Below are 16,682 nucleotides of genomic sequence, written 5' to 3' on the forward strand. Positions count from 1 at the left end.
GGCAGAGGACTCGGGCAGCGCCGCCACCGGGTCCTTTTGTGCTTTCGGAAGGGCTGTATACGAAGCGGGAAACTCCAGGTGACCCGCGGTGTACGGAACATCGGGAGCGCAGCGCAGTGTCGTTGCACACAGTCCTCGCAGGGACCGAGGAGGAACCAGACTTATGAGTTCTCTGCTGCTCCTGACCAACGCCCTCCAGCCGTCGACGGAGGTGCTGCCGGCTCTCGGCCTGCTCCTGCACAACGTGCGGGTCGCCCCGGCGGAAGGGCCCGCCCTCGTCGACACCCCGGGTGCCGACGTCATCCTGATCGACGGACGCCGTGACCTCCCGCAGGTCCGCAGCCTCTGCCAGCTGCTCCGCTCCACCGGCCCCGGCTGTCCCCTCATCCTCGTCGTGACGGAGGGCGGGCTCGCCGCCGTCACCGCCGACTGGGGCATCGACGACGTCCTCCTCGACACGGCGGGTCCCGCCGAGGTCGAGGCCCGGCTGCGGCTGGCCATGGGCCGGCAGCAGATCGTCGCCGACGACTCCCCCATGGAGATCCGCAACGGCGACCTGTCGGTCGACGAGGCGACGTACAGCGCGAAGCTGAAGGGACGGGTCCTCGACCTCACCTTCAAGGAGTTCGAGCTGCTGAAGTACCTCGCCCAACACCCCGGGCGGGTGTTCACTCGTGCACAGCTGCTCCAGGAGGTCTGGGGCTACGACTACTTCGGCGGCACCCGGACCGTCGACGTACACGTACGACGGCTGCGCGCCAAGCTCGGCGTGGAGCACGAGTCCTTGATCGGAACCGTCCGGAACGTCGGTTATCGATTCGTTACGCCGGAGAAGGGCGAACGGGGCGAGCGCGCCGGTGACGCGGCCAAGGCGCACGCCGACCGGCCAAAGCCGGAGGATGCGGACGCATCGGCGGCCCTGGACGCGGTCGAGGTACCGGCGGAGGCGTAGTCGCGGTCCGGGCGCGGCATGACCGTCGCCCGGACCGGGCATTGCTTACGCAAGCGAAGCTCCGATTCGCCCTGCCCAGAGCGGGTCCATCCGCGTAGACTCCGCGCGTGGCCAAGGTGACTCGGGATGATGTGGCGCGGCTGGCGGGGACTTCCACCGCCGTTGTCAGTTATGTCATCAACAACGGACCCCGGCCGGTCGCCCCGGCCACGCGCGAGCGTGTACTCGCCGCGATCAAGGAACTGGGGTACCGCCCGGACCGGGTCGCCCAGGCGATGGCGTCCCGGCGCACCGACCTCATAGGCCTCATCATTCCCGACGCCCGCCAGCCGTTCTTCGGCGAGATGGCGCACGCGGTCGAGCAGGCCGCGTCCGAGCGCGGAAAGATGGTGCTGGTCGGCAACACCGACTACGTCGGCGAGCGCGAGGTGCACTACCTGCGCGCGTTCCTCGGGATGCGGGTCTCGGGCCTCATCCTCGTCTCCCACGCGCTGAACGACCTGGCCGCCGCCGAGATCGAGGCCTGGGACGCCCGAGTGGTGCTGCTGCACGAGCGGCCCGAGGCGATCGACGACGTGGCGGTGGTGACCGACGACCTCGGCGGCGCCCAGCTCGCCGTCCGCCATCTGCTGGAGCACGGCTACGACTACGTGGCCTGTATGGGCGGCACCGCCGACACCCCGGCCGTCGGCGACCCGGTCTCCGACCACGTCGAGGGCTGGAAGCGGGCGATGGACGAGGCGGGTCTGCCGACGGAGGGCCGGCTGTTCGAGGCGCCGTACAACCGGTACGACGCGTACCGGGTCGCCCTCGACGTCCTCGCCGGCCCCCACCGTCCCCCGGCGATCTTCTGCTCCACCGACGACCAGGCCCTCGGCGTGCTGCGGGCGGCCCGCGAGCTGCGTATCGACGTGCCCGGGGAGCTGGCGGTGGCCGGCTTCGACGACATCAAGGAGGCGGCGCTGGCGGATCCCCCGCTGACGACGATCGCCTCGGACCGCCCGGCGATGGCGCGCGCCGCGGTGGACCTGGTGCTCGACGACGGGCTGCGGGTGGCGGGGTCGCGGAGGGAGCGTCTGAAGACGTTTCCTTCTCGGCTGGTGGTGCGGGGCTCCTGCGGGTGCGGGTAGGCCTTCGGGCCCGGGTGCGCAGTGATTCGTCGACCGCGGGTGCGTCGTGGTTGCTCGCGCAGTTCCCCGCGCCCCTAAAAGCAGGGCGATGCGCTGAGCGCCCCTTTAGGGGCGCGGCGAACTGCGCGGCAAGCCCCCACCGGGCCGCACGCACAGGTAGACCTTCATGAGCGGCCCATGAGAACCCTCCGCGACCTGCGAGAAGGTTCCTTATATCGGGCAAACGAGCTTCTCGCGGCGTTCTCAGCGGGCACTCAGGAGGCTCTCATGGTCGCGGGACAAGCTATGTGTCATGACCGAGAGCTTCCGCCGCAGCGGCGAGTACGAGAACCCGCAGGGTCCCCAGGGTGACGCCTACCAGGGCGCGTACCCCCAGCAGCAGCACGCCTCCTCCTCCGTCAACCCGGAGTGGCCGCCCCCGCCCACCCACCAGCCGGTGGTCGACGGCGGCCAGGGCGGCGGCTACGGCGAGGGTACGGCCGTACTCCCCACCGTCGGCCCGGACGCGGAGCACCCGGCGGAGCACCCCGCGGAGCACGGGACGCACTCGGCACCCAAGAAGCGGCCCCGGGGCCCGATAGCCCTCCTCGCCGCGGTCGCCATCGTCGCGGCCGCCGTCGGCGGCGGCACCGCGTACGCCTTCCAGGAGCTGACCGGCAAGAACGACGTCGTCTCCAGCAGCACCACCACCAGCGTGGTGCCCTCCAGCAAGAAGGGCGACGTCGCCACGATCGCCGCCGCCGTCAGCCCGAGCGTCGTCGAGGTCAACGCGACCCTCAGCGACGGCACCTCCACCGGCTCCGGCGTCGTCATCACCAGCGACGGCGAGATCGTCACCAACAACCACGTGATCTCCGGCGCCCAGTCGGTCAAGGTCACCACCAGCGACGGCAAGTCGTACACCGCCAAGGTCGTCGGCACCGACAGCTCCAAGGACCTCGCCCTCCTCAAGCTCCAGGGCGCCTCCGGTCTCGAGCCCGCCACCCTCGGCAACTCCGACGGCGTGCAGGTCGGCGACACGGTCGTGGCGATCGGCTCGCCCGAGGGCCTGACCGGCACCGTCACCAGCGGCATCGTCTCCGCGCTCAACCGGGACGTCACCGTCTCCACCGACGAGGGCCAGCAGCAGCAACAGCAGGGCGGCGGCGCCGGCCGGTGGCCGTTCTCCTTCGGCGGCCAGCAGTTCAACGGCGACACCGGCTCGTCCACCACGACCTACAAGGCGATCCAGACCGACGCGTCCCTGAACCCCGGCAACTCCGGCGGCGCGCTGATCGACGCCAGCGGCGACATCGTCGGCATCAACTCCGCGATGTACTCGGCCAGTTCCGACTCCTCGTCGTCCTCCTCGGACGCGGGCAGCGTCGGCCTCGGCTTCGCCATCCCGATCAACACCGTCAAGTCCGACCTGGCCAAGCTGCGGTCGGGCTCCACCAGCTGAACCACCGGCAAGAGCACGTAGGGAGCACGTCATGATCAAGCAGGTTTCGCACACGATGTCCGCCGACAGCCCGGCCGGTGTCAGCCTGGCCCTTGCCGTGGCGTACGAGCTCCACGCACCGACGGAGGCCGTGGTCGCGCCGACCCCGGCGCCGCGCGCCCCGGAGGCCATGGTGGCCCCGGTCCCGGCCCCCGCCCCGCGCGCCCCTGAGGTCGTGCCGGCCCCGCAGCTGATGGGCCTGCGCACCTCGGCGGCCCGGCCGCACCAGCGCAAGGTGCCGCTGAGCCGCATGACCCTGGTACGCGGCTAGGGGCGTACCACCCCACCGGTGTGCATACCCGACAGCCCGGAAACATGCGAGGCTGAGAGGCGTCCCGACCAAGAACCCCCACACCCCGAGGAACCGCGAGCGATGAGCCCCGCCGATGGCGACCGTGAACCCCAGCGCATCCTGATCGTCGACGACGAGCCGGCCGTACGCGAAGCCCTCCAGCGCAGCCTCGCCTTCGAGGGGTACGAGACCGAGGTCGCCGTCGACGGCGCGGACGCGCTGGAGAAGGCGACCGCCTACAAGCCGGACCTGATCGTCCTCGACATCCAGATGCCGCGGATGGACGGCATGACGGCCGCCCGCCGCATCCGGGGGGCCGGCGACACCACCCCGATCCTGATGCTGACGGCCCGCGACACGGTCGGCGACCGCGTCACCGGGCTCGACGCCGGGGCGGACGACTACCTGGTCAAGCCGTTCGAGCTCGACGAACTCTTCGCCCGCATCCGCGCCCTCCTGCGCCGCAACTCGTACGTGGCCGCGGTCGCCGACGGCGTCCAGGAGGACGAGGCGCTCACCTTCGGCGACCTGCGCATGGACCTGGCGACCCGTGAGGTCACCCGGTCCGGCCGCCAGGTCGAGCTGACCCGCACGGAGTTCACCCTCCTGGAGATGTTCATGGCGCACCCGCGCCAGGTCCTCACCCGCGAGCAGATCCTGAAGGCCGTCTGGGGCTTCGACTTCGAGCCCTCCTCGAACTCCCTGGACGTCTACGTCATGTACCTCCGCCGCAAGACCGAGGCCGGCGGCGAGCCCCGCCTCGTCCACACCGTGCGCGGCGTCGGGTACGTCCTGCGCCAGGGCGGCGCCGAGTGAACAGGCTCACCGCCCGCTTCCGCACCCTCCCGATCCGCGCCCGCCTGTCCATGCTGGTCGCGTCAGCGGTGGCGTTCGCGGTGGCGGCGGTTTCGGTGACCTGCTGGTTCATCGTGCAGGGGAAGCTGTACGAGCAGCTTCGAAACGATTTGGAGAAGCAGCTGCACGGGCCGGTGGCCACGCAGCTCCTCAGCGCTGCCCTCAGGGACTGCTCCGACACACCCCAGGAACACAACAGCCTGCGGAGCAACTACGGCCAGGGCGTCACGACGGACGGCACCGTCTGCCTGCTGCCCGGCTCCACGGACGCCATCAAGGTCGCCCAGTCCGACAAGGACACCATCAAGGCCGGGGACACCGACACGCTCTACTTCCGCAACGGCACCGACGAGAGTGGCAACGCGGTACGTGTCATGACCCAGGTGTTCCCCACCCAGGGCGGCTCGTACGTCGGGCTGGTCACCGCCGTCCCCTTGAAGAGCACCCAGGACACCCTCAAAGACCTCGCCCTGATCCTCCTCCTCGTCTCCGGCATTGGAGTCGTCGGCGCCGGCGCCGCAGGCCTCGCCGTAGCCCGTGCCGGTCTCCGCCCCGTCGACAAGCTCACCGAGGCCGTCGAGCACGTCGCCCGTACCGAGGACCTGAGTGTCAGGATCCCCGTGGAGCAGGAGTCGGACGACGAGATCGCCCGCCTCTCCCGCTCCTTCAACAGCATGACCAGCTCGCTGGCCAGCTCCCGGGAGCTCCAGCAGCAGCTCATCGCGGACGCCGGCCACGAGCTCCGCACCCCTCTCACCTCGCTCCGCACGAACATCGAACTCCTCACCCGCAGCGAGGAGACGGGCCGCCCGATCCCCCCGGCGGACCGCAAGGCGCTGCTCGCCTCGGTGAAGGCGCAGATGACGGAGTTGGCGTCGCTGATCGGCGACCTCCAGGAGCTGTCCCGCTCGGAGGGGCAGCGCGGTGAGCGCGTGCAGATCGTGGCGCTTCAGGACACGGTCGAGGCGGCCCTGCGCCGCGCCCGACTGCGCGGCCCGGAGCTGACCATCACGGCGGACGTCCAGCCGTGGTTCGTCCGGGCGGAGCCCTCCGCCCTGGAGCGGGCGATCGTCAACATCCTCGACAACGCGGTGAAGTTCAGCCCCGAGGGCGGCAAGATCGAGGTCGCCCTGGAACGCGGCGTCCTCACCGTCCGCGACCACGGTCCCGGCATCCCCGAGGACGAACTCCCCCACGTCTTCGACCGCTTCTGGCGCTCCCCGAGCGCACGGGCCCTCCCCGGCTCGGGCCTCGGCCTCTCCATCGTCGCCCGCACGGTCCAACAGGCAGGCGGCGACGTCACCCTGGCCCGCGCGAACGGCGGCGGCACCCTGGCGACGGTACGGCTGCCGGGGGCACCCACGGCTCCGCCGGAGACGCCCTGACGCGCCCTCGGAGTCACCCGCGCTTCGGCCCCGTGATCGCCTCCCCGATCACGAACCCCTTGGCGGGGCCTTCGGGAACGGTGACGTCGGTGCCGTAGGGGACGCGGTGGATGTCCTCCCAGTCGGCCTTGTCGGGGCGGGGGCCCGTGAAGAGGGTGACGGCGCCCTGGCCGTCGTAGTCGTCGATGATCACGTACACGGGGATGCCGGCGCGGGCGTACTCGCGACGCTTGCGGATGCGGTCGCGGTCGAGACTGCGCTTCCCGGGCGAGGTGACTTCGAAGACGACTCGTACGCCCGCAGCAGTCAGGCCGAGCCCGTCGTCTGTCACGTAGCGCTCGGGGTCCCTGGCGACGACGAAGAGGTCGGGTACCCAAACGCGGTTCTCATGGATAACGTTCGTGTCGTTCCGGGCAGCGAAGTCCCCGCCTTTGAGGAACTCCCCCAAGGCCTCCTTCAGCATGAAGACGATCTGGCTGTGTGAGTAACGGCCGGTGGGCGACACCTCGATGGCTCCCTCGATGATCTCAGCGCGGTAGCCCTCGGGGAGTTCCATGGCCTTCCAGGCCTGCCACAGGACCTCGTCCAGGTCGGGTACGTTCACGATGTCAGCCGAAGCCTCGGACATGGTCTCGGGCCTCTCATGTGCGAGAGCGGTCAAGGCGGCACCTCCTCCTCAAGTGTGGGCTGGGCGTGCCTGCGGCACAAGCAACGCGATCACGCTAGGTGAGGCACTGCCGGTGACCAGGGGGAATCGGCTCCAGCTCACCCGTTCGAGCGAGGACGGAACGGTCCGCCTCTGCTCAGTCCGAACCGCCTCCCGAGGCTGTGGAGGGGCGGCTTATCCTCTCCCCAGTCGCGCACCCGTTCGGTGCGTACGGGGAGGGGTTCGGGGCGTGGACGAGGGTGGGGTCGGGCGGGAGTACCGGAAGCGGCGGAGGCAGCCGCGGACGCAGCTTCTGCTGCTGGGGCTGCTGCTGATGAACGCGTTCGTCCAGACCGGCCGGGTCTCCGGCGACCGGGGCGGCGGGGTCCGGTGGGGGCCGCCGGTCATGGCGCTGCTGATGGCCGGGGCGATCGCACGGATCGCGCTGGAGCAGTTCCGGGCGCGCACCAGGGTCACGGCCGTCGGCATCACCGCGCAGGGGCCGGTGCGGGCGCGGAGCTGGGCCTGGTCGGAGGTGTACGACATCCGGGTCGAGCACGCGCCGCGCGGTTCCGGGCGGGCGGCCCCGCAGTGGCTCACCTACCTGTACGACTTCCAGGGCCGCCGCTTCCTGCTCCCGCACCTCGACGACTGGCAGGTCGACGACCCCTACGCCGAGGTCGCCGAGCTGTGCCTGGCCGCCGCCCCGCTGCGCAGCCTCACCTGGGAGCGCCGCCCGGACGTCGAGGAGCGGATCCTGCGGGGGGCCGCGCGGCGCAGGGCGTGGACGTGGGGGGCGTACGGCACGATCGCGGTCTTCTGCCTCATGTTCGTGACCGACATCTGGCGGGTCGCCGTGGGGCGCCCGGACCACCCGTTCCTGTTCATGGTGTGCGTGCCCCTGGCCTCGGGTGTCGCCCTGGCCGCCGTGCTCGACCGGTACTGGAGCACTCGGCCGCCGCGCTCCCCGGCCCGGCAGCCGTAGCCCATCCACATCCCACCCCCAGCCCCGTCACAGCCGCTCGTCACACTTTTGTCGGATGGCGAGTCAGATGGCGAGGAAGATTTTGCTGGCCGACGACGACGCGGCCGTACGGGACGGGATCGGGCGGCTGCTCAGGTTCGAGGGGTACGAGACGGTGCTCGCCGGCGACGGCAGAGTGGCCCTCGATCTGGTCGGGACTCCGGAGAGCGAGCCGGACCTGGTACTGATGGACGTGGAGATGCCGGGACTGGACGGCCTGGCGGCCACGCGGCGGATCCGGGCCTCCGGGAACACCGTGCCGATTCTCATGATCACCGGGCGGAACGCCGTGGGGGACCGGATCGTCGCCCTCGACAACGGCGCCGACGCGTACCTGGCCAAGCCGTTCGCCGCCGAGGAACTCCTCGCCCGGGTGCGGGCGTTGCTGCGGCGCAGTCCGCGGCGGGCGACGGGGACGGAGGCGGACGGCGGGGACCGGTTCCTCGGGTTCGGCGACGTCTCGATGGACCTGCGGAGCCGGACCGTGCACCGCGAGGACCGGGCCCTGGACCTGACGAGGACCGAGTACGCGTTGCTGGAGTTCCTGCTGCGTCATCCCGGGCGGGTGCTCAGCCGGGAGCGGATCCTGCGGGACGTGTGGGGCTTCGAGTTCGTGCCCGCCTCCAACACGCTGGACGTCTACATCATGTACCTGCGGCGGAAACTGGAGAGCCGCGGCGAACCGCGGCTCATCCACACCGTGCGCGGACTGGGGTACACGCTCAGGAACGGTGCTACCACCTGAGGATCATCGTCTCGTCGGGGGCCGGCACCGCCGGTTCCGCCGTGACGGCCTCCGGGAGCGGGTGGGCCAGGGCGGCGTAGGCACCGTCGCGGGCGAGGAGTTCGGCGTGGGTGCCCGCCTCCACCAGGCGGCCGCGGTCGACGACCAGGATGCGGTCGGCGTCGGGGGCGAGGGTGAGGTCGTGCGTGATCATGATGGTGGTACGGCCTGCCATGAGTCTGCGCAGGGGGCCGACGACCTGGCGGGCGGCGATGGCGTCCAGGCCGGCCGTCGGCTCGTCCAGGACGAGGACCGGGGCGGCACGGAGCATCGCGCGGGCGATGGCGATGCGCTGCAGCTGGCCGCCGGAGAGGGCGGCCGTGCCGGGGGCGATGTGGGTGGCGTAGCCCTCGGGGAGGGCGGCGATGAAGTCGTGGGCGGCGGCGTCCCGGGCCGCCTGCTCGATCTCCTCGTCACTCGCGCCGGGGCGGCCGCACCCGATGTTCTCGCGGACCGTGCCGTTGAGGATCAGCGTCTGCTGAGGGAGCAGGGCGACGTTCTCGCGGAGGAACTCCAGGGGTACGTCGGTGAGCGGGACGCCGTCCAGGCAGATCACCCCGGCCGAGGGGTCGTAGAAGCGGGTGAGGAGCTTGGCGAGGGTGGACTTGCCGGCGCCGCTCCTGCCGGTGACCAGGACCAGCTCGCCGGGGCTCGCGGTGAGGTCGACGTCGCGGAGGGAGGCGCGGGGGGACTCCGGGTAGCGGAAGGAGACGTTGTGGAAGCTGACCCAGCCGCGGACGGGCCAGGGGCCGACGGGCCGGGCGGGGTCGGTGACGGCGGGCTCGGCGTCCAGGATCTCGCCGATGCGTTCGGCGCCCGCGGTGGCCGCGGTGAGGGTGAGGCCGAGCTGGCCCAGGTTGCGGATCGGCGGATAGAGGTAGCCGAGGAAGGCCGCGAAGGCGAGGAGCTGGCCGAGGGTCATGCGGCCGGCGGAGATCTCCCAGACGCCCAGGCCGATGACGGCGAGCACGCAGAGGGTCTCGACGACCTCGACGAACTGCGCGTACATCTCGCTGAGCCGGGCGCCGCGCACGCTGGCCTTCATCCAGGCGCGGGCCTCGGCGTCCAGGCGCTTCTCCTCGTCCCGGCGGCGGTTGTACGCCTGGGTGAGGACGACGTTGCCGAGGGACTCCTCGACCACCGAGGTGATCGCGCTGTCGGCGACCCGCTCGGCCTGGGAGGCCGTCTTGATCCGGCCGGAGAAGCGGCGGGCGGCGAGCAGGAACAGGGGCGCGAGGACGAAGGTGGCCAGGGCCAGGTCCCAGCGGAGCCAGAAGGCGGCGGCCGCGTAGAAGACGGCGGAGAACGCGGCGGCGACGGTGCCGACGACACCGGACACGACCATCTGCTCGATGGCCTCGACGTCACCGGTGAGGCGTTCCACCAGGTCGCCCTGGCGGTGCCGCTGGAAGAAGTGCGGCGGGAGGTCCTGGACGTGCCGGAAGACCTTCGCGCGCAGGCGCAGGACGAATCTCTCGGCGGTCCAGGTGGCCAGGGAGTTGCCGAGGTAGCCGACGAACGCGCCGAGCGCGGCGACGCCGAGCCAGGCGGCGGCCGGACCCCAGAAGGCGGCGAGCGAACCGGCCTGCAGGGCGTTGTCGGTCAGGTCGGCGAAGAGCAGGATCGCGGCGGTCTCGGCGAGTGCGGACACCACGACACACGCGATGATCATCCACAGCCACCTGCGGTCACCGCGGGTCAGCGGCCAGAAACGGCGGAAGGCCGTACGGGCTTCTCTCATGGTCGGCAACTCCCTTCTGTACATGCACATGGCCGAGGCGGGGCCACCGGTGCGACCACGCGTAACCGGTGACCCCGCCTCGCAGCGCGTCTCAGTGCTTGTCGCCGACGGGGCGCTTCGGCTCCGGCTTCTTCGGCGCGGGCTTCTTCGGGGCCGGGGCCGGCTTGCGGTGCTTCTTGACGGGGACGATCTTGTGGAAGCTCATGGTGTTCTGCCTCTCTGCGGTCACTTCTGCGGTGACTTCTGTCGTGGTTCTGCAACAGTTTCTCTACTGCCCCGCTGCAACAACCTGTGAATTGATTTGAATTACTTCTGTAAATTCTTTGTCAGCGCTCGTCGCCGACCGGACGACGCTTCGACTCCGGCTTCTTGGGTGTGGGCTTCTTCGGGGCCGGAGCGGGCTTGTGGTTCTTCTTGACGGGGACGATCTTGTGAAAGCTCATGGTGATTCCCTCCTCTGGGCCGGCGAGTCAGCGGTTGCCCACGGGGCGCTTGGGCTGGGACTTCTTGCAGTCCTTCTTCTTCGGAGCCGGCTTCGGTGCGGGCTTCTCGGTCTTCTTCACCGGGACGATCTTGTGGAAGCTCATGTCTTTCTCCTTCGTTCCGTCGTCCGCGCCGTTCGCTTTCGACATGGAAAACATTACGTGACCCGAGAGCCGGAGAAAGCCATTTTCAGTTAGACATCCATGAATTACGGGTGAGATGAATTTTCAGGAGCAACCGGGAACCGTTCGCTGTCTCACATAGGTTTTATCCAGCGGATGCAGCAGAAAGGGCCCGGTACGCACGGGGTGCGTACCGGGCCCGGGGCGGGGGCGGGTGACTACTGCACGATCGTGATCCTGTTCGCGGCCGGCGGCGCGAGCGGGCTCGTGGCCGAGGAGTGGGCCGTCAGGTACTCCGCGAGGGCGGAGAGGTCGTCGGTGCCCACCAGGTCGCCGGTGCCCTGGCCGAGGGTGGTGAAGCCGTCGCCGCCGCCCGCCAGGAAGGAGTTGGTGGCGACGCGGTAGGTGGCGGCCGGGTCGATGGCCGTGCCGTTCAGCTTCACGGAATCGGCGACGACACGGTCCGCGCCCGTCTTCGTCAGGTCCAGGGTGTAGGTGAGCCCGTCGGACGGCTGGAGGATCTTCGGGGCGGCCGCGTTCGCACCGCTCACCTGCTCCTTGAGCACCTGGACGAGCTGGGCGCCGGTGAAGTCCTGGAGGTTCACGGTGTTGGCGAACGGCTGGACCGTGAAGCCCTCGGCGTACGTCACGACGCCGTCGCCCTCACTCCCCTTGGCCGCGTACGTCAGACCGGCCCGTACCCCGCCCGGGTTCATCAGCGCGAGGTCGGTCTCCGGGTCCAGCTCCTTGCCGTACGCGAACTGGGCGTCGGCGATCAGGTCGCCCATCGGGGACTCGGTGCCGGTGCTGTTGACGTCGGCGGAGATGTAGCCGATGGCGCGGTTGCCGATCGGGGCGGCGAGGGTGTTCCACCTGCCGATCAGCTCGGTCATGTCGGGCGCCTTGGCGACGTCCCGGGTGACCACGTGGTTCGCGGACTGCACGGCCGTACGCGCGATGTCGCCGGTACGGCGGTCGTAGGTCAGCGTGGTGTCGGTGTAGAGGCGGCCGAAGGAGGCGGCCGAGGTGACCATGCGGGGGTTGCCGGCCGGGTCGTCGATCGTGCAGACGTACGCGGTGTGGGTGTGGCCGGTGACCAGCGCGTCCACGGCCGGGGTGACGTTCTTCGCGATGTCGACGATCGGGCCGGAGATGCCGTCGCCCGCGCCTGGCGAGTCGCAGTCGTAGTTGTAGCTGGACGAGGACGGGAAGCCGCCCTCGTGGACCAGCGCCACGATCGACTGGACGCCCTGGCGCTGGAGCACCTTGGCGTACTTGTTGATGGTCTCGACCTCGTCCTTGAAGGCCAGGCCCTTGACGCCGTCGGCGGAGACGATGCCGGGCGTGCCCTCCAGGGTGACGCCGATGAAGCCGATCTTGACGTCCTTCTTCTGCCAGACCCAGTAGGGCTTGAGGATCGGCTTGTCCGTCTTCTCGTCGAGGACGTTGGCCGCCAGGTACGGGAAGTCGGCGCCCTTGAACCTCTTGCCGGTGTAGCAGCCGTCGGTGGGGTGGCAGCCGCCGTTCTGCAGGCGGGCCAGTTCCTTCGCGCCCTCGTCGAACTCGTGGTTGCCGACCGTCGTGACGTCCAGGTCCAGCTTGTTGAGCGCCTCGATGGTCGGCTCGTCGTGGAAGAGGCCGGAGACGAGCGGGGAGGCGCCCACCATGTCGCCGCCCGCGGCGGTGACGGAGTACTCCTTGCCCTTGCGGGCCTGCCGCAGGTGGGTCGCGAGGTACTCGACACCACCGGCGTCGATCGTCTTCGACGTCCCGTCCGCCTGGGTTTCGGTGACCCGGCCAGAGGAGCCGGACGGCGGCTCCAGGTTGCCGTGCAGGTCGTTGAAGGAGAGCAACTGGACGTCCTGGTAGCGGCCGGGGCCCTGGTGCCCGTGCTCCTTGCCGGAGTGCGCGTCGGCGGGCAGCGCGCTCGCCAGGGCCGCGACGGTGGCGAGCCCGGCGGCCGACGCGAGCAGCGCGTACGTACGGCGTCGGGACGGTCTGGACTCCGCGTGCATGGAACCCCCCTGTGGGTCTGCTGAGAAGTGGCCCGGTCCGGCGCAGCCTAGGGTCAACGCGCGTAGCGCAACAGGGGGTTCATGGTTACATCTTGGTTGCCGGTTGCCCTGTCCTTTACCTTCCCCAGGTGCCCGCACTTTGCCGATCCGGCCCCGTACCCTCGTACGCATGACCAGCGACGACACCGCACGGCCGCCCATGTACTCCCGCTCCATCGACACCTACTCCGCGCTCGCCCCGGATCAGGCCGAGGCCGTACGGGAACTGCTGGCGGCGGCCGCTCAGGCCGACGGCCAGCAGCCGGTGTCCGAGCAGGGCCGCCTCCAGCTGAGCGGCGGCGCCCGGGAGGGCGTCTCCCATCTGCTCCTCTCCGTCGGCGACGAACTCGTGGGCTACGCCCAGCTGGAGGACACCGACCCGGTGGAGGCGCCGGCCGCGGAACTGGTCGTCCACCCGGCCCACCGGGGCCACGGCCACGGCCGCGCACTGGGCTCCGCCCTGCTGGCAGCGTCCGGCAAGCGGCTGCGGGTCTGGGCGCACGGCGGCCACTCGGCGGCCCGCCACCTCGCACAGGTCCTCGGCCTCACCCTGTTCCGCGAACTGCGCCAGATGCGCCGCTCGTTGACGGACCTCGACCTGCCGGACCCGAAGCTGCCCGAGGGCGTCACCGTCCGCGCCTTCGTCCCCGGCCGGGACGACGCGGCCTGGCTCGCCGTCAACGCCGCCGCCTTCGCCCACCACCCGGAACAGGGCTCGCTCACCCAGCGCGACCTCGACGACCGCAAGGCCCAGCCCTGGTTCGACCCGGCCGGCTTCTTCCTCGCCGAGCGCGGCGACGAACTCCTCGGCTTCCACTGGACGAAGGTCCACGACGCGGAACGCCTCGGCGAGGTCTACGTCCTCGGCGTCTCCCCCGCCGCCCAGGGCGGCGGCCTCGGCAAGTCCCTCACCACCATCGGTCTGCGGCACCTGGCGGCACGGGGGCTGCCGACGGCGATGCTGTACGTCGACGCCGACAACACGGCGGCGGTCGCGGTCTACGAACGGCTGGGCTTCGTGACGCACGAGACGGACCTGATGTACCGGACGGAGACGTGAGCAACCTTCACCGGTTCGGCGGCCGCCTGCGGTTGATCAGGTAGGCGGACCTGCCGAGCACGGCGACGGCGACCGCCGCGGCGAGCGCCTTGACGAGGGGCCCGGCACCGCCGGCCAGGGTGGCGGTGGCGAGGACGAGGACGACGGCGGCCGAGAGCCAGGGCATCAGCCTCTCGGCCGGGCCCCCGTCACGGAAGGGATTGTCGCGGAAGGGATTGTCCACGTCCGTCTCCTCACCCGTCCCGGCCTCTGTTGCCCCCCATCATGCCCCCGTCAGCCCTCCTGGCAGTCGTCCGGGCCCTTGGGCACCGCTACGCCGAGCAGGCGGGCCGCCTCGGCTGTCGTCGTGTGCGGTGAGACCAGCTGCTGCCAGTGGGACTTGACCCGGGCCGCCACCGTGTCGTGCGGCTCGCGGAGCAGTTCCCGTACCACCTGGGTCTGCTGGGCCGAGACGGACATGCTGCCGCCGTCCGGGGTGAGGACCGCGGCCGAGCCCGTGAGGCTGTCGTCGATGCGGAGGTGGCGGAAGGCGTCCTCGGGGCTGGGGTCGGTGGCCAGGGCCAGCCACATCGTCATGACCGGGCGGGCGTCGCACATCTCGACGGACGCCTGCTCGTTGCCCGCGACCAGGATCCGGGCGACGCCGACCGCGAACTCGGGGACCCGGTTGCCGCCCCACTGGGTGCCGACGGTGACCGTGCCGGGGGCGGAGCTGGTCGGGAGGGTGGCGTCCGCGGTCAGGTCGGTGATCTCCGGGATGCGCTGGCGGACGGTGAGACGGGCCGTGGCCTGCTCGCCGCCCGCCTCGGCCTGGACGCGACGGACGACCGAGGCCCAGTCGACGGTCCAGCCCTTCCAGTCCGGGTACGCGCAGTACCGGGAGCCGGCCCGCTCGACGCACGTCTGGAACTTCGCGGGGTGGTCCGCCTCCGCCTTCCGCTCGGCCTGCAGGCCCGGGGAGTCCCCCGGCGTCTGCCCGGCCACGCCGGCCACCGCCGCCGCAAGCGCCACGGCCGCCGCCGCCTTCAGGAGCCGCGCCCGGCCGCCGGCCACCAGCATGGCCGCGCACACCGACAGCACCGTGAGGCCCAGCAGATACAGCGCGTGCCAGCCCGCCGGGCGGCCCAGCAGTTCGCCCGGGACCGGGGTGCCGCCGTTCTGCAGCACCGCGGGCCACAGCCAGTCCACGCCGTGCGTGCCCGAGCCGGCGGGCAGCAGGCTGGTGACGAACCCGATCGCGAGCAGGAAGAGCAGCGGGGCCGCCGGGTGCGGCAGGACCCTGGCCAGCAGCACACCGAGCGCGCCGGCGAGCAGGACGGTCAGCGGGGCCACCGCCAGTTCGAAGACCGAGCCATGGCCGACCGCGCCCGGCCGCAGCGATGCCCACGCGAACTGGACGTCGACCACCGCGGCCACGCCGACCGCGAAGGGCACGACGGACAGGGCGTGGGCGAGCGTACGGCGGGCGGGCGCCATCGCCAGCACCCCGAACTGCTCCTCCAGGCCGCGCCGCCGGTTCAGCAGCGCCGCCCGGTGCACGCACACCAGCAGGGCCACGGCGAACAGCTCGGGGCCGCCCTGGGTGGCGCGGTCCACGTCGTGCAGGACGGGATACGCGTCCATGCCCTCGTCCCGGCCGAACAGGCCGTAGCCGACGTAGACGAGATAGAGCAGGCCGAAGAAGAGCAGCGGTATCTGGAGGAGGAGCTGGCGGGCCTCGAACACGGCCAGGGCGAAGACGGACCCGGACGCGGTGACCCGCTCCTGGTGCTCGCGCCCGGCGGCCGCCGGCTCTGCCGCGAGTACGGCCGTCATGCCGCCACCCCCGTGGTCTCGTCGTCGAGGACCAGCAGGTAGCCGTCCTCCAGGGTCGGTTCGAGCAGGTCGGCGCCGGCGGGCGGGTCGCCGACGTTGCGGAAGGCACCGGTGCCGGTGCGCCAGCCCGCCCGTGCGCCCGGGGCGCGTTCCGTGCTGCTCCACACGCGTCCGGCCGCGCGGGCCGTCAGCCGGGCCGGTGTGCCGTCGAACCGCACCCGGCCGCCGGCCAGCACGATCACCCGGTTGCAGAGCATCGCGACGTCCTCGGTCTGGTGGGTGGAGAGCAGGACCGTGCGGCCCTCGCCGGCCTCCGCGATCAGCTCCCGGAACCGCATGCGCTGTTCGGGGTCGAGTCCGACGGTCGGCTCGTCCAGGACCAGGAACCGGGGGCCGCCGACGAGCGCGGCGGCCAGCGCGACCCGCTGCCGCATCCCGCCGGAGAGCCGCTTGATCCGCCTGCCGCGCACGTCGGCCAGGCCGACCTGGTCCAGGACGCGCCGGACCTCGCGGTGGCGGCCGCCGCGGTCGGTGAGCTCCTTGAGGATGGCGACGTAGTCGACGAACTCGAAGGCCGTGAAGTCCGGGTGGAAGCCGGGGGTCTGCGGGAGGTAGCCGAGCGTGCGGCGGACCGCCAGCCGGCCGGCCGGGGTGGCCGGGTCCTCGCCGTGCACCGTGAAGGTGCCGCCGTCGGGCGGTACGGCGGTGGCGAGGACCTTCAACAGGGTGGTCTTCCCGGCGCCGTTGGGCCCGAGCAGGCCGGTGACGCCGTCCGTCAGGGACAGGGTGACGCCGTCGAGCGCGGGGGTGCCGCCGTAGCGCACGGTGAGGCCGGCGGCGGAGACAGTGGTGTTCAACT

At 71.3% G+C, this 16,682-nt stretch carries 16 protein-coding genes; 9 read left to right on the forward strand and 7 right to left on the reverse strand.

Annotated features, from left to right (window positions below):
* Positions 1 to 163 precede the first annotated feature (163 nt).
* From ACFY0K_RS16905 to ACFY0K_RS16930, 6 genes are all read left to right on the forward strand, one after another.
* The gene (locus ACFY0K_RS16905) at positions 164 to 952 is read left to right on the forward strand and encodes a response regulator transcription factor (RefSeq protein WP_351703435.1); all 789 of its coding nucleotides are present in this window, start codon (positions 164 to 166) and stop codon (positions 950 to 952) included.
* Between the two features lie 107 nt (positions 953 to 1,059).
* Positions 1,060 to 2,082, forward strand: a complete 1,023-nt coding sequence (locus ACFY0K_RS16910; protein ID WP_390640472.1) for a LacI family DNA-binding transcriptional regulator — start codon at positions 1,060 to 1,062, stop codon at positions 2,080 to 2,082.
* Positions 2,083 to 2,374: 292 nt separating this feature from the next.
* Positions 2,375 to 3,523, forward strand: a complete 1,149-nt coding sequence (locus tag ACFY0K_RS16915) for a S1C family serine protease (RefSeq protein ID WP_390640473.1) — start codon at positions 2,375 to 2,377, stop codon at positions 3,521 to 3,523.
* 31 nt (positions 3,524 to 3,554) lie between these two features.
* Positions 3,555 to 3,833: a hypothetical protein gene (locus tag ACFY0K_RS16920; RefSeq protein WP_390640474.1), complete on the forward strand. Its 279-nt coding sequence runs from the start codon at positions 3,555 to 3,557 to the stop codon at positions 3,831 to 3,833.
* A 102-nt stretch (positions 3,834 to 3,935) separates the two neighbouring features.
* Complete coding sequence (locus tag ACFY0K_RS16925) at positions 3,936 to 4,670, forward strand: response regulator transcription factor (RefSeq protein ID WP_390640475.1); 735 nt, start codon at positions 3,936 to 3,938, stop codon at positions 4,668 to 4,670.
* A complete protein-coding gene (locus ACFY0K_RS16930) occupies positions 4,667 to 6,094 on the forward strand; it encodes an ATP-binding protein (RefSeq protein ID WP_390640476.1) in 1,428 nt (475 codons plus the stop codon). Before ACFY0K_RS16925 ends, ACFY0K_RS16930 begins: the two co-directional genes overlap by 4 nt.
* Before the next feature lie 13 nt (positions 6,095 to 6,107).
* Here ACFY0K_RS16930 and ACFY0K_RS16935 read toward each other — a convergent pair whose 3' ends face one another.
* Positions 6,108 to 6,698, reverse strand: a complete 591-nt coding sequence (locus tag ACFY0K_RS16935; protein WP_390640477.1) for a Uma2 family endonuclease — start codon at positions 6,696 to 6,698, stop codon at positions 6,108 to 6,110.
* Positions 6,699 to 6,990: 292 nt separating this feature from the next.
* Here ACFY0K_RS16935 and ACFY0K_RS16940 point away from each other — a divergent pair, with 292 nt between their 5' ends.
* Complete coding sequence (locus ACFY0K_RS16940) at positions 6,991 to 7,725, forward strand: PH domain-containing protein (RefSeq protein ID WP_390640478.1); 735 nt, start codon at positions 6,991 to 6,993, stop codon at positions 7,723 to 7,725.
* A 67-nt stretch (positions 7,726 to 7,792) separates the two neighbouring features.
* Positions 7,793 to 8,509 carry a response regulator transcription factor gene (locus ACFY0K_RS16945; RefSeq protein ID WP_390640479.1) on the forward strand — a complete coding sequence of 239 codons (717 nt, stop codon included), beginning with the start codon at positions 7,793 to 7,795 and terminating at the stop codon, positions 8,507 to 8,509.
* On the opposite strand, the gene ACFY0K_RS16950 is transcribed toward ACFY0K_RS16945, so the two are convergent.
* The 3 genes from ACFY0K_RS16950 to ACFY0K_RS16960 form a co-directional block, all read right to left on the reverse strand.
* Positions 8,499 to 10,289: an ABC transporter ATP-binding protein gene (locus ACFY0K_RS16950; protein WP_390640480.1), complete on the reverse strand. Its 1,791-nt coding sequence runs from the start codon at positions 10,287 to 10,289 to the stop codon at positions 8,499 to 8,501. The genes ACFY0K_RS16945 and ACFY0K_RS16950 overlap by 11 nt on opposite strands.
* A 91-nt stretch (positions 10,290 to 10,380) precedes the next feature.
* Positions 10,381 to 10,518, reverse strand: a complete 138-nt coding sequence (locus ACFY0K_RS16955; protein WP_382721186.1) for a hypothetical protein — start codon at positions 10,516 to 10,518, stop codon at positions 10,381 to 10,383.
* Positions 10,519 to 11,112: 594 nt separating this feature from the next.
* Positions 11,113 to 12,909 carry a bifunctional metallophosphatase/5'-nucleotidase gene (locus tag ACFY0K_RS16960; protein WP_390640481.1) on the reverse strand — a complete coding sequence of 599 codons (1,797 nt, stop codon included), beginning with the start codon at positions 12,907 to 12,909 and terminating at the stop codon, positions 11,113 to 11,115.
* A 169-nt stretch (positions 12,910 to 13,078) separates the two neighbouring features.
* On the opposite strand from ACFY0K_RS16960, the gene mshD reads away from it, so the two are divergent.
* Complete coding sequence (gene mshD, locus ACFY0K_RS16965) at positions 13,079 to 14,008, forward strand: mycothiol synthase (protein WP_390640482.1); 930 nt, start codon at positions 13,079 to 13,081, stop codon at positions 14,006 to 14,008.
* Between the two features lie 7 nt (positions 14,009 to 14,015).
* Here mshD and ACFY0K_RS16970 read toward each other — a convergent pair whose 3' ends face one another.
* The 3 genes from ACFY0K_RS16970 to ACFY0K_RS16980 are packed head-to-tail and all read right to left on the reverse strand — an operon-like array spanning position 14,016 to position 16,680.
* Positions 14,016 to 14,231, reverse strand: a complete 216-nt coding sequence (locus ACFY0K_RS16970; RefSeq protein ID WP_390640483.1) for a hypothetical protein — start codon at positions 14,229 to 14,231, stop codon at positions 14,016 to 14,018.
* Between the two features lie 50 nt (positions 14,232 to 14,281).
* Positions 14,282 to 15,823: an ABC transporter permease gene (locus tag ACFY0K_RS16975; RefSeq protein WP_390640484.1), complete on the reverse strand. Its 1,542-nt coding sequence runs from the start codon at positions 15,821 to 15,823 to the stop codon at positions 14,282 to 14,284.
* Complete coding sequence (locus ACFY0K_RS16980; RefSeq protein ID WP_351961557.1) at positions 15,820 to 16,680, reverse strand: ABC transporter ATP-binding protein; 861 nt, start codon at positions 16,678 to 16,680, stop codon at positions 15,820 to 15,822. The genes ACFY0K_RS16975 and ACFY0K_RS16980 overlap by 4 nt, the downstream gene beginning before the upstream one ends.
* Positions 16,681 to 16,682: the final 2 nt, after the last annotated feature.

The organism is Streptomyces sp. NPDC001507 (assembly GCF_042894765.1).
Taxonomy (GTDB): Bacteria; Actinomycetota; Actinomycetes; order Streptomycetales; family Streptomycetaceae; genus Streptomyces.